The organism is Iodobacter sp. BJB302 (assembly GCF_002735645.1).
GTDB lineage: Bacteria > Pseudomonadota > Gammaproteobacteria > Burkholderiales > Chitinibacteraceae > Iodobacter.
On sequence record NZ_PDZG01000098.1, the window covers coordinates 1 to 12,729 of the forward strand.

Here is a 12,729-nt window from a genome sequence, read left to right on the forward strand (position 1 = left end):
CCGTTTCAATCGTCGAGCAGACCTGTGCGCTCTGATTCCTCGATTACTCAAAGCCGTGATGCAGGCTAAACCTTGTCCAAGAGGGGTATTTCAAGCCTTAATTGAGCAAGAGACATAATCAGGAAAACTGTTGTACTTTGTTGCCTAAGAAATGGAGGGCTGGCTTGAAATATCACTTGTCTTGGCAGGAGGCCGATACCAAGGAGATTTTACCAATTAAGTATCAGCGCACATTAGAAGTGCCGCAATACAGCGTTCCTGGTGATTTGTATGTGTTGTTTTATCCCAATCATGAAGTAGAGCTGATCGCCTCGCCGGTAGAGCCGGGGCATGCTAATTGGGCAGGGAGGGAGAAAGCAGGGGCGTTAAGCGCATGTGTGGCGAGATTGTCTGAAAAAGAGTGCCGGAAGCATTTGCCGAAGTATAAGTTTGGTTCAAAAGAAGAAACAGCCGCGATGATGAGGGAGGCTTGTACTGTAAAGTCAATACAAGAGTCTAGTGATCCAGAGGGTAATCAGGCGGCTTGCAATAAATTACTAAATGACTGCAAGGATCTATGGGTTATCAATAAAAAAATGTGTGGGTTGGATTATCAGGAGTAATAATTGATGAGCACTCGTTTTGCTGAAATTTGCCCTGCGAATCCTTTGAAGTTAGGGGGTAAAGAAATCGTTGAGCGTGATAAAAACCTTGGTGATCTTTCTTGTCTCGATTGCAATCAAGACATCTTCCTCGGCTTCTTTTTTGATGGCACAAATAATAATAAATATTACGCAACGGAGAAATTCAGCCATAGCAATGTCGCTCGTTTATACGAAGTCTATGCCGGTTATCCAAGTGCAGAACAATTAAAAGTAAGCAATAAGGAATTAAAGGCGCAAGAATTAAAGGGATTAAAGGCCGATGAAAAAGCGGATTGGCCTGCAGCGGTTCCGCCCATTGAAAAGTGTTTTTATAGAAAGACATATATCCCAGGAGTAGGCACGCCATTTTTAGAGCTGGGTGATGAAAGCGGTATGGTTGATGATACCGGTGGTGAAGTTGCGGCTTTATGTGGAGAGGTTAGGATTAATTGGGCTTTGTTGCAGATTACTAATCATTTGCATGAAGCGATTCTAGGCTCGCCTCACCCCTCAATGGCGCTGAAGGCGGATGGCAAATTGGCGCAAAAAATGCTTAGTTCGGCGAGCGTTGTGGCAGCTAATGCGGCACGGATGGTGACCCCATTAGCGCGGGTTTTTATGTCTGAGCGGGTTGATCGCTTTAAAGTTTTGCGTGAAAGATCTGAACAACTGCGCCCGCTGATTGCGCCATTTATTCAGGGCCGGGTGCAGGGTAAGCCAAAAATCAAAAGGGTGAGAATTGCTGTTTTTGGTTTTTCCCGTGGGGCGGCTGCGGCGCGGGTGTTTGTGACTTGGCTAAAGCAGGCGTACGGCTCAGAGATTGCCGGGCTGGAACTGAAAATTGATTTTTTGGGTATTTTTGATACGGTTGCCTCGGTGGGACTGGCTCAGTCTATGCCTACTCAAGATGGGCATAGCGGTTGGGCGAGCGCTGAAAATTTAAAAGTCGCGGATGATGTAAGGTGCGTGCATCTGGTTGCTGCCCATGAGGTAAGGGGATCATTTCCTCTGGATGCAATAGGCAGCGGCGCATTGCATAAAGAAGTGATGTATCCGGGGGTGCATTCTGATGTGGGCGGGGGGTATGAGCCGCAAGAGCAGGGGCGATCGATTGGGGTAGGTGTTGTAGGGGATGGTAAAAAACTATCGCAAATCCCCTTGGCACAGATGTATAGGGAAGCTTTAATTGCAGGCGTGCCATTGCTTACACCCACTGATATGAAAAAATCACCTTTTCGTGAACAAAACTTTGCTATTGATTCCGCAACAATCAAAATATTTAATCAATATGTAGAAAGTACAAAAGCCGCAAAAATAAAACCTGTGGGCGGAATGTGGTTAACAGAAACACAGCCGGGTGAATCTCTTCAAGTATTAAGCCGCAGGCATTATGGGCAGTTTCTGGCCTGGCGAAAGCAAAGGCTGGGGCGAATTCATTTATTGCCAGAATTACAAAATAGCCCCCACTCTTTAAAAGGTGATGCGATAAAAGACTTTCAAAGGGAGGATGAGAATTTAGCCAAAGAGCTTGAGCTTTTAAAGAGCAGGGCCACGATGGTTTTGGGCGAAAAGCAAGCCCAATGGGATACATCGATTCAATTTATCTGGAATCAGGAAGTCTTGATTCCAGAGGTGGTGCCGCTATTTGAAACACTGATGCATGATTCAAAAGCATGGTTTGGACGGGAGCCATACAGAATGTGGGGTTATTTGCGCTGGCGGAAGATTTATCTGGCGGATGGAAAAGTGGCTTCTCAGACCGCAGAAAAGACAGATGATTCAGAAAATGTTCAGCGGCTTGAAAAGGCCAGAAAAGCGCAGCTTGAGAATGAGCGTATTACACACGAAGCTAGGATGAGAAGCCTTGAAGAGCAGCGTTCAGGTGGTATGAAGCAACAGCAGTCTGGCAAGGATATGTCTGAGTTCTTACGCATTAACCAGCAGCAAAGACAAGAAGAGTTGCTGCGCCACCAGCATGTGATGAAAGAAATTCAGGCACGTAAATAGATTGTGTTTTCCCCCCTTGCTGATCCTGGTGCCATCGTATCATCCACACGCCAATTTTATTCTGGCTAATTGCCATGCATGACAATGTAAGCGGTCGGCTTACAAGTGCAAAGCAGGGTGGGTGTTGCTAGACTGCATTCATACCTCAGCGGCATGGGTTTGCGACGATTTGTTGTTAGTCTCCGTGCAAAGCAAGGATGTCTGGAGGGTGGGAAAATGGCCGGGGTCTTTGCATCTTTAAGAAAGTTTGTCTCGCCAGAATTTGTCTTTGGCATGGGCAGCCGCAAGCTGGCAGGCAGCTATGCGCAAAACTTGGGTGCAAGGCATGTGCTGCTGGTGTCAGACCCTGGCGTGATTGCAGCGGGCTGGGCCGGGGAAGTTGAGCAGTCTTTGCTGGAAAGCGGTTTGCATATTACGCATTTTTCTGCACTGACACCCAACCCTAAGGCGGCAGAGGTGATGCATGGCGCTGCGGTGTACACAGAAAACCGCTGTGATGTGATTGTGTGCGTGGGCGGTGGCAGCGTGATCGACTGCGCTAAAGGCATTGGCATTGTGGTGGCGAATCGCCGGCATATTCTGGAGTTTGAAGGCATCGACCAGATTGCCTTACCTCCGCCCCCGCTTATCTGTATTCCTACTACATCGGGCACGTCGGCTGATGTTTCCCAATTTGCGATTATCACCAATGCAGAAGAAAGAGTGAAAATCGCCATCATCAGTAAGGCTGCTGTACCTGATGTGTCTCTGATTGATCCTGAAACGGTGGTAACGATGGATTTATACCTCACCGCCTGTACCGGAATCGATGCTTTGGTGCATGCGGTTGAAGCCTTTGTTTCACAGGCGCATGGCCCTGTTTCTGATCTGCACGCGCTTGAAGCGATACGTTTAATTCATGGCAATTTGCTGGGTGTTTTAAGTGATCCTGCGGATATGGAAAAACGCTCGGATATGATGCTGGGCAGCATGCATGCGGGGCTGGCGTTTTCTAATGCCAGCCTTGGGGCGGTGCATGCCATGGCGCATAGCATGGGCGGTTTTCTTGATCTGGCGCATGGGGAGTGCAATGCCATGCTGCTGGATCATGTGATTGAGTATAACTACCCGCAGGCGAGCAATCGCTTCTTAAAAATCAGTGATGTCATGGGGCTGGATCTGCGGGGTATGGTGGAAAAAAACCGCAAACAGGCCTTGCTGGATGAGGTAAGGCGCTTTAAGGCTGCTGCGGGCATTTTACAGACGCTTTCTGAAAAACAAGTGCGCTTGTCTGATCTGGGCGAGCTGGCCCGCAAGGCCTTTGCTGATCCCTGCATTGTCACCAATCCGCGACAACCTGTCGTGCGTGATCTGGAAGTAATCTATGAGCAGGCACTCTGATACCGAGCCAGACTGGGACAAAATGCGCGATCAGGTCATTGGCCTGGGTAAGCTGTCGCTACGCAAAAACCACTATGCCCTGCTGCGTGATCATGTTTACGAGCTGGAGCGCTTCAGAGAATTACTCGATTGCTGTGAAGAGCTGATTCTGATTGCCGACAAGGATGATGGCCGGATTGTTGATGCCAACGGTGGGGCATGCAGGGCGCTGACTTATACCCGGGAAGAGCTGCTGTCTATGACGCTCGATATGCTGTGGCCTGAATATACGCAAGCCAAGAATCAGGGCTTCGCAGATCTGAATACGCTGGGGCAGGATGCAGAGGTTACTTTCAGACGCAAAGATGGTCAGGGATTGATTTTTGAAGGCTCACTGTGCCAGCAAATGGCCGATGGTTTAGTGCTGGTGGCGGTTGTGGCGCGGGATGTTACCGAGCGTAAAAAGGCTGATGCTGATTTGCGTGCCAGTGAATCACGTTTTCGTAGTCTGACTCAGATGGGGGCTGATTGGTATTGGGAGCAAGATGCTGAGTTTCGATTTACCAATCAAACTGGCGGCGGGCGTTATTTTGAGTATTTCTCTCCATCAGACCCGATTGGTAAAACCAGGTGGGAAATGGGCTACTGGGGGCCGACAGAAGATTTTTGGGAAACCCACCGCCAAATGCTTGAGCGGCATGAGCCTTACCGGGGGCTGGAGCTGCGCCGTTTAGGGATAGACGGTGAAGTACGTACGGTGATTGTAAGCGGGGAGCCTGTATTTGATGAGTTGGGCCAATTCACCGGCTATCGTGGCGTTGGCTCGGATATTACCCAAAGTAAGCAGGCAGAAGCGTTGATCTGGAGACAGGCTAATTTTGATCCGCTTACCGATTTGCCCAACCGCCGTATGTTTCATGATCGTTTGCTGCAGGAAATAAAAAAAGTAAATCGCGGCGGAAATCACTTAGTACTGCTGTTTATCGATCTGGATCACTTTAAAGAAGTGAATGATGCCTTTGGCCACGCCGCAGGCGATTTACTGCTGACAGAGGCCGCAGCCCGCATAGCAGGCTGTGTGCGTGAAGTGGATACAGTGGCCCGTTTGGGAGGGGATGAGTTTACCGTGCTGATTTCCGGGCTGAATGATATCAACTGCATTGAGCGGATTGTGCAGGATATTCTCTGCCAGCTGGCAAAACCATTTTGCCTGAGTAACGAGGTGGTGTTGATTTCAGGCAGCATTGGCATTACGTTTTACCCAAGGGATGCTCAGGATGTGGATGAGCTGCTCAGAAATGCGGATCAGGCCATGTATGTGGCTAAAAATGAGGGGCGAAACCGCTTTAGCTATTTCACCCCTGCCTTGCAGGAGCAGGTGCAAAAGCGTATCAGGCTGATTAATGATTTACGCAGCGCATTAGCGGGCGGGCAAATGCGTGTTTATTTTCAGGCGATTGTTGATCTTAGCAATGGCCAGATTTACAAAGCAGAAGCGCTGCTTCGCTGGTTGCACCCGCAGCGTGGCATGGTCAGCCCTGCGGAGTTTATTCCGCTTGCAGAAGAAACCCGTCTGATTATTGAGATAGGCGATTGGGTATTTAATGAATCTGCAGCGTGGGTCAAGCGCTGGCGAACCCATTTTATGGCCCACCTTCAAGTCAGTGTTAATCAATCGCCCGTTCAGTTTGCAAAAGACAATAGCAATGACCAATGGCTGGCTTATTTGCATGATCAGGGTTTGCCTGGTGAGGCCATTGTGATTGAAATTACAGAAAGCCTGCTTCTGGATTCTGATGCAGGGGTAAAAGCAAGCCTGCTTAAATTCCGGGATCAGGGGGTGCAGATTGCCATTGATGATTTTGGTACGGGTTATTCTTCTTTATCGTATCTCAAAAAATTCAGTATTGATTACTTAAAGATTGATCAGTCTTTTATTCGCAATTTAGCCCCCGGCTCGAGCGATATGGCATTAACAGAAGCCATTATTGTGATGGCGCATAAGCTGGGATTAAAAGTGATTGCAGAAGGAGTGGAAACCGTTGAACAGCGGGATCTGCTTATCGGAGCAGGCTGTGATTTTGCACAGGGCTATTTATTCTCTAAGCCTGTGCCCCCTGAGGAATTTGAGCTTTTAATTCAGACAGGCTTAAAGTTTTAGCTTGAATTGAGTAAAGCGGGCGGTCGTTTTTATCAGTGTGGATTGAATAGCTGGCCGCTGTTTTTAGGGGCAAAATTAGAAAGATGTTGCGATGGGGCAGAAAAGAGGGCCTGATGATGCTCAGATATCCGGCGACGGATTAGCGGCTGAAATTTTATATGTAAATGGGATATATAAATCCTCTCTATTTTTTCAGGAAATATTGTGCATAATACTTAATGCCACGTCTGTAAAAAAAAGGATGATGAATGAAAACCCATTTAATCAGTACTATGGTATTGGCGGTGACACTGACAATGCCTGCTTTTGCGGCTGAAGAAATTCAGCCTGAAAATCTGTTTACTGTTCCTCTTTCTGCATTTAAACCCTCAGATAAAGATGCATCCCGCCGTTTGTATGTGCAGCCCGGGGTCAGCCTTAAAGATTACAATGCTGTTTTGATCGAGCCTCTGTATTTTATGAGGCATTCTGAAGAAGGTAACTGGCAGCTGTTGCAGGGTAATGAAGAAAATAAAATAGCTGAATATTTTCACAAAAAAATGACCGAAGAGCTCCGTAAGGCTGGCATTGCTGTGGCCAGGGAGGCTGGGCCGGGCGTGGCTAAAATGCGGGTGGCCATAACAGGCCTGGCTCAGGAGCGCCCCGGTATTGACGTTATTGATGTTTTGCCGGCTAAAGCCGTGATTAATCTCGCCCGGCTGGCGGCAGGCAAAGAGCCATATTTAATGAAAATTGGCAATATTGCTCAATTAGAGGATTCACAAAATGGCAGTCTGCTTGCTGGTAGTGTGAATTTACGTAAAAGTACAAAAACAGTACAAAAAGATGAGCCGATGCAGCTTAAAACGATAGAGAAGCTGATGGATAAATGGTGCCATGAAAGTGCGGATTTATTAGCACGAGCATTGATGATAAATCACTCAGGTAAAGATTAATTCCTAATGCTTTTTTGATTGCTTTGCTAATGCTGCTGTAATGGCAGCATTATGTTTTTTAATACTGATTAATCCTGATTTGAGTGAATCTTTCTTTATCGGCTGTTTTTAAGTAACAGATAGAATTTTTGGCAAGGAAAGTCTTTTATGCAGGGCTCAAAAATATTGCTTTTTTGTGTTGCTGTGGCGGCTCATGCCACGGCGGATGTTGGTCTGCTGCAGCAATGCAAACCCATCGCAGACGCCAAAGCCAGGCTGGCTTGTTACGACAACCTTGATCAGACAGGTACAGCGGCAAAGCCACCCGAGGTAAGAGCGGAAACGATTGAAAAATCAAATACAGCGCCGCGGCCTTCACCCTTTACTGATATTAATCAATCAGCGTCTTCTGCTTTAGGGGATCAATGGGAGTTGGATCAGAAGAAAGGCACTTTTGCCTTGCGAACATATAGAACAAATTATTTCCTGCCTATCAGTTACAGCGATAATCGTAATCAGCATCCCAGCTCATCCGCATCAAGCGGGCAGCAAATTCCATTAGCGCAGGGCGTTGATGTGATTAATGATACGGAAGCTAAATTCCAGCTGAGTTTCAAAGTAAAAGCATTGGAAAGTGTTTTTTCTGACCGGGCAGATTTTTGGCTTGCTTATACCCAGAAAAGCTATTGGCAATTATATAACCGTGATTATTCCGCGCCATTTCGCGAAACAAACTATGAGCCGGAAGGTATTTTATCTATTCGTACAGATCTGGATTTGGGAATAATGAAGTGGCGCTTTTTGAATCTGGGGCTGGCACATCAGTCTAATGGGCGCAGTAATCCATTGTCCCGAAGCTGGAATCGTGTTTATGCTGATTTTGGTTTTGAAAAAGATAATTTCTCGCTGGAAGTTCGGCCGTGGTATCGGTTCAAAGAGTCAGAGGGAACCGATGATAATCCGGATTTGCTGGATTTTATGGGCCATGGTGATGTCACTGCACGTTATCGCTTTGCTTCAGGGCAGGAATTAAGCGCATTGATGCGACAAAATTTCCGCACGGGTAATGGCGCAATACAGCTGGACTGGACGTATCCGCTGACTGGTAATTTAAAAGCATACCTGCAAGTCTTTAGTGGCTATGGCGATAATCTGCTTGATTATAATAGGCGGCAAAATGTATTAGGGTTCGGTATTGCTATTTCGCCATGATCATTATCTTGGGAATGATGATTTTGTCAGCTTTTTTTGTGTGAAATGAGAAGGTAGTCAATGAAGCATTGGTCAAAAGTGGAGCTGCTGCATGAAAGTGTGAGTAATCCTAATATTTTGATTAAAGGACGGCACAGCTATTACAGTGATTGCTGGGATAAGAGTTTTGAGATGTCGGTGGTGCGTTATTTATATGGCGATGAAATCAGCCAGCAATGGACACCATTATGGAAAATTGATCGCCTCTTTATTGGTGATTATGTTTGCATTGGTGCAGAAGCCGTTATCTTAATGGGTGGAAATCATACTCATCGGGCGGACTGGTTTAGTCTTTATCCCTTTATAGAAACGATTGCGGAGTCTTATCAGGGCAAAGGAGATACCCATTTAAAAGACGGTTGCTGGATAGGCATGAGAGCCATGATTATGCCTGGATTAACAATTGGTGAAGGCGCAATTATTGCTGCAGGCAGTATCGTTACCCGTGATGTTGCACCCTATACGATAGTGGGCGGAAATCCTGCATGCGAAATTAAAAAACGATTTAGTGATGATACGATTCAGCGTTTACTTGCTTTAAAAATATATGAATTAGCTGAAGAAGTTTTTGAAAGAATAAAACCACTTTTAACGGCTAATGATATAGGTGCTCTGGAGCGTGTTGTAGCGGATTTGAAGTAATCGTGCATAAAAAAACCTGCCTTGTAAGGGGCAGGTTTTTTAATTTACAACAGCAACAGCTTACTTTAATACTTCCAGTCCACCCATATAAGGGCGTAATACGGCAGGGATGGTGATGCTACCATCTGCATTCTGGTAGTTTTCTAACACCGCTACCAGCGTACGGCCAACTGCCAGGCCAGAGCCATTTAGGGTGTGAACGAGTTCGTTCTTGCCTTGTTCATTCTTAAAGCGGGCTTGCATACGGCGGGCCTGGAAGGCGCCCATGCTGGAGCAGCTGGAAATCTCGCGGTAAGTGTTTTGCGCGGGCAGCCATACTTCCAGGTCGTAGGTTTTTTGCGAGCCAAAGCCCATATCGCCGGTACAGAGGTTTACTTTGCGGTAAGGTAATTCCAGCTTTTGCAGAATGGCTTCTGCATGGCCAGTCAGAATCTCCAGAGTTTTGAGCGATTCATCCGGGTGAACAATTTGTACCAGCTCTACTTTTTCAAACTGATGCTGACGAATTAAACCACGCACATCACGGCCATAGGCACCGGCTTCGGAGCGAAAACATGGTGTGTGAGCGGTGAATTTCATCGGTAAGTCTTCAAGCTTCACGATGCTGTCACGAACAAAATTGGTGACCGGCACTTCGGCAGTAGGGATCAGGTACAGCGGCTCGGCATCCGGGCGGTTTACTTTGAATAAATCTTCTTCAAACTTAGGCAATTGCCCTGTGCCCATCATGCTGGCGGCGTTTACCAGGTAGGGGGTGTAAACCTCTTCGTAACCATGCTCCAGTGTATGGGTGTTGAGCATAAATTGAGCCAGAGCGCGGTGCAGGCGGGCGATGCCTCCTTTTAGTGCGGTAAAGCGCGCGCCGGATAATTTTGCACCGGTTTCAAAATCAAGGCCCAGCGGGCCACCCAGATCGACGTGATCTTTGATTTCAAAATCAAATACGCGCGGCGTGCCCCAGCGCAGTACTTCTTCGTTTTCGGTTTCGTCTTTACCAACCGGCACGGATTCGTGCGGCAGATTAGGCATGGATAACAACATGTCATTGATTTTGTCTTGCAGCACCGCCAGCGCGGTTTCGGCCGCTTTCAGCTCGTCACCCAGCAGCGCAACATCGGCCATGATGGCAGAAACGTCTTCGCCTTTTGCTTTGGCTTGCCCAATCAGCTTGGAGCTGGCATTACGCTTAGCTTGTAAGTCCTGAGTGCGGGTTTGCAGCGATTTGCGCTCGTTTTCCAGTGCAGAAAAAGCGTTTACATCAAGAATAAACTTGCGGCTGGCCAGGCGTGCTGCCACGTTTTCTAAGTCGGTACGGAGTAAGTTGATATCGAGCATAATCGTCGTCTTTTTGTTTCAGGTGAATGGTAGATAGTTTACACGGCTGGCAAGCTCTTAAAAACCTAAAATCTTAAGCCAAATCTATAAAGCTAAATCTAAACCTTAAATCTGTAGACACAGAGAACACGGAGAAAGGCAAAAACGAGGAAGGAGGAGAAACCCAAAATGAGGGGGTGTCCGAGAAATAGCTAATTTTTATGGATCAATGCTTGGGTTATTTTGATGTAATGGCTTGGTTTTCTCTGTGAAACTTCGTGTTCTCGGTGTCCTTCGTGGTTCAAGATTTGGGTTTTGTGCGAGCTGATTTATTGATTTTGCTTTAGCCACGCCGCATCCAGCTCGGCAAGGTGGCGTAATTTTTCGGTAATTTTCCCCTCCAGCCCGCGTGGAGTCGGCTCGTAAAAGTGCAAATCTTCCAGCCCCTCTGGTAAATAGCTTTCACCCGCTGCATAGGCTTCAGGCTCATCGTGAGCGTAACGGTAGCGTTTACCATAGCCCAGCTCTTTCATGAGCTTAGTGGGGGCGTTGCGCAGATGTATGGGGACTTCGCGGCTTTTGTCGCTGGCAATAAAGGCTTTAGCCGCTTTATAAGCCATATAGCCCGCATTGGATTTAGGTGCAATGGCGAGGTAAATCACCGCCTGAGCCAGTGCCAGCTCGCCTTCCGGGCTGCCTAAGCGCTCAAAAGTGCTTGCTGCATCATTACAAATTTGCATGGCGCGCGGGTCAGCAAGGCCGATGTCTTCCCATGCCATGCGCACAATGCGCCTTGATAAATAGCGCGCATCTGCCCCGCCATCGAGCATGCGGGTCAGCCAGTAGAGTGCGCCATCGGGGTTTGAGCCGCGCACCGATTTATGTAAGGCAGAAATCTGATCGTAAAACGAATCGCCGCCCTTATCAAAACGTCGGGCGTTCAGTGTTAGCGTTTCACTTAGAAATGCGCTGTCAATGTGCGTGCGTTTGGCGGCGAGAGCCGCGGTGGCTGATTGCTCAATCAGATTAAGCAGGCGTCTGGCATCGCCGTCGGCAAAGCCTGTGAGCGTGTCAATGGCAGAAGATTCAAACGTCAGCTCGGGCAGGCATTCATGGCAGGCGCGTTGCAGTAATTCTGTCAGCTCGGCTTCGGATAGTGCATTTAAAACGTAAACCTGAGCACGGGAAAGCAGGGCTGAATTCACTTCAAAAGAAGGATTTTCAGTGGTTGCTCCGATAAAAGTCACAAGCCCTGATTCAACAAAAGGTAAAAAAGCGTCCTGCTGTGCCTTATTAAAGCGGTGTACTTCATCGACAAACAGTAAGGTGTGCCGCCCCATGCTGCGGTGGCTTTCAGCTTCTTCCATTGCGGCGCGGATGTCTTTTACGCCGGAAAATACTGCAGAAAGCGCAATGAATTCCACATTAAAAGCGCTGGAAAGCAGGCGGGCGAGGGTGGTTTTTCCCACGCCGGGCGGGCCCCATAAGATCATGGAATGCAGTTTGCCACCCGAGATGGCCGCAGCGAGTGGCTTGCCGGGGGCGAGCAGATGCCTCTGGCCAACCACTTCGGCTATATTTTTGGGGCGTAATTGCTCGGCAAGCGGAATATGGCCGGGCTTTGCAAATAAATCACTCAAAGAGAATGTCCGTGTTGCGGGGTTGGGATTGTAGGGTTTTTTAGTGCTTATTCACGTATTACATCTGCATCTTTGGGTGGGCTGAAGCGGAACTGCCCGGCATCGATCTTTGGGTTGATTTTAAGCGCGCCAAAGTAAATACGTGTGGTTTGCCCAAAGTGATCATGTAACTCCATTTGTGTTAGCTGGCCCTGGCTAAAGCCTAGTTTCACTGTATCAAATGATTGATCGGGCTGCTTGGGGATGGCCTCCAGCCAGTCAACGCCTTCGCTGCTGGCCAGAGTGCGCAATTTATAATTGCGCTCAAATTGATTGTTGCCTGCAAGCAGGGCGGCGGGGCTGCTTTCCAGGGCTTTACCGATGTCTTTTACTGTGGCTTGTTTTAAGTCAGGATCGTACAGCCAGACCTGTTTGCCATCGGCAATAATCAGTTGTTCAAAGGGTTTTTGATAAACCCAGCGGAATAAACCCGGCCTTTGAATCGCCAGTATCCCGCTGCTTTGCTGCACTTTGCCCTGCTGGCTGGTTACTGTTTGCTTAAAGCTGGCTTGTAAGGACTGGGTATTGCTCAGGTAGTTTTTTAAATCACCTGCCGCATCAGCCCAAGCAGTCTGGCTTGTCACTGCAACTAAAATAATGAGAGCAAGTTTGCGCATTGGTTTTCTCAGGTAAATAGTAAAAAAGCCCCGCACTGAACTGACCCCAATTAGTTGGACAGTATAAAAGCTAGGCGCTCAAGGGCTGGGTTCTGTATTGCACAGGACTCAGCCCTTTTAACTTCAGTTTGATTCGGTCGTGGTTATAGTAATGGATGTAAT

The 12,729-nt window shown here is 47.7% G+C and carries 11 protein-coding genes; 7 read left to right on the forward strand and 4 right to left on the reverse strand.

Going from position 1 to position 12,729, the window contains the following annotated elements:
• The first annotated feature begins 101 nt into the window (after positions 1 to 101).
• From CSQ88_RS20495 to CSQ88_RS20525, 7 genes are all read left to right on the forward strand, one after another.
• Entirely contained in the window at positions 102 to 602 is a 501-nt protein-coding gene (locus CSQ88_RS20495) for a DUF3304 domain-containing protein (protein WP_099399930.1), read from the forward strand.
• Between the two features lie 6 nt (positions 603 to 608).
• Positions 609 to 2,630 carry a DUF2235 domain-containing protein gene (locus CSQ88_RS20500; protein WP_099399931.1) on the forward strand — a complete coding sequence of 674 codons (2,022 nt, stop codon included), beginning with the start codon at positions 609 to 611 and terminating at the stop codon, positions 2,628 to 2,630.
• A 216-nt stretch (positions 2,631 to 2,846) separates the two neighbouring features.
• Complete coding sequence (ercA, locus tag CSQ88_RS20505; RefSeq protein ID WP_099399932.1) at positions 2,847 to 4,010, forward strand: alcohol dehydrogenase-like regulatory protein ErcA; 1,164 nt, start codon at positions 2,847 to 2,849, stop codon at positions 4,008 to 4,010.
• A complete protein-coding gene (locus CSQ88_RS20510; protein ID WP_099399933.1) occupies positions 3,994 to 6,150 on the forward strand; it encodes a bifunctional diguanylate cyclase/phosphodiesterase in 2,157 nt (718 codons plus the stop codon). The genes ercA and CSQ88_RS20510 overlap by 17 nt, the downstream gene beginning before the upstream one ends.
• 248 nt (positions 6,151 to 6,398) lie before the next feature.
• On the forward strand, positions 6,399 to 7,085 hold the full coding sequence (locus CSQ88_RS20515; RefSeq protein WP_099399934.1) for a DUF3313 domain-containing protein: 687 nt from the start codon (positions 6,399 to 6,401) through the stop codon (positions 7,083 to 7,085).
• A gap of 147 nt (positions 7,086 to 7,232) precedes the next feature.
• Positions 7,233 to 8,276 carry a phospholipase A gene (locus tag CSQ88_RS20520; RefSeq protein ID WP_099399935.1) on the forward strand — a complete coding sequence of 348 codons (1,044 nt, stop codon included), beginning with the start codon at positions 7,233 to 7,235 and terminating at the stop codon, positions 8,274 to 8,276.
• A 60-nt stretch (positions 8,277 to 8,336) separates the two neighbouring features.
• A complete protein-coding gene (locus tag CSQ88_RS20525; RefSeq protein ID WP_099399936.1) occupies positions 8,337 to 8,957 on the forward strand; it encodes a CatB-related O-acetyltransferase in 621 nt (206 codons plus the stop codon).
• Between the two features lie 60 nt (positions 8,958 to 9,017).
• Here CSQ88_RS20525 and serS read toward each other — a convergent pair whose 3' ends face one another.
• The 4 genes from serS to CSQ88_RS20545 form a co-directional block, all read right to left on the reverse strand.
• A complete protein-coding gene (serS, locus tag CSQ88_RS20530) occupies positions 9,018 to 10,292 on the reverse strand; it encodes a serine--tRNA ligase (RefSeq protein WP_099399937.1) in 1,275 nt (424 codons plus the stop codon).
• Positions 10,293 to 10,600: 308 nt separating this feature from the next.
• On the reverse strand, positions 10,601 to 11,911 hold the full coding sequence (locus tag CSQ88_RS20535; protein ID WP_099399938.1) for a replication-associated recombination protein A: 1,311 nt from the start codon (positions 11,909 to 11,911) through the stop codon (positions 10,601 to 10,603).
• Between the two features lie 47 nt (positions 11,912 to 11,958).
• Positions 11,959 to 12,567, reverse strand: coding sequence for an outer membrane lipoprotein chaperone LolA (gene lolA, locus CSQ88_RS20540; RefSeq protein ID WP_099399939.1), 609 nt, complete (start codon positions 12,565 to 12,567; stop codon positions 11,959 to 11,961).
• Between the two features lie 70 nt (positions 12,568 to 12,637).
• The coding region (locus tag CSQ88_RS20545; protein ID WP_143449393.1) for an IS3 family transposase at positions 12,638 to 12,729 on the reverse strand (92 nt) is incomplete at its 5' end.

Coding starts and splice junctions, on each gene's coding strand:
- CSQ88_RS20500 (WP_099399931.1), top strand. CDS start 609: ATGAGCACTCGTTTTGCTGAAATTTGCCCTGCGAATCCTTTGAAGTTA.
- ercA (WP_099399932.1), top strand. CDS start 2,847: ATGGCCGGGGTCTTTGCATCTTTAAGAAAGTTTGTCTCGCCAGAATTT.
- CSQ88_RS20510 (WP_099399933.1), top strand. CDS start 3,994: ATGAGCAGGCACTCTGATACCGAGCCAGACTGGGACAAAATGCGCGAT.
- CSQ88_RS20515 (WP_099399934.1), top strand. CDS start 6,399: ATGAAAACCCATTTAATCAGTACTATGGTATTGGCGGTGACACTGACA.
- CSQ88_RS20520 (WP_099399935.1), top strand. CDS start 7,233: ATGCAGGGCTCAAAAATATTGCTTTTTTGTGTTGCTGTGGCGGCTCAT.
- CSQ88_RS20525 (WP_099399936.1), top strand. CDS start 8,337: ATGAAGCATTGGTCAAAAGTGGAGCTGCTGCATGAAAGTGTGAGTAAT.
- serS (WP_099399937.1), bottom strand. CDS start 10,292: ATGCTCGATATCAACTTACTCCGTACCGACTTAGAAAACGTGGCAGCA.
- lolA (WP_099399939.1), bottom strand. CDS start 12,567: ATGCGCAAACTTGCTCTCATTATTTTAGTTGCAGTGACAAGCCAGACT.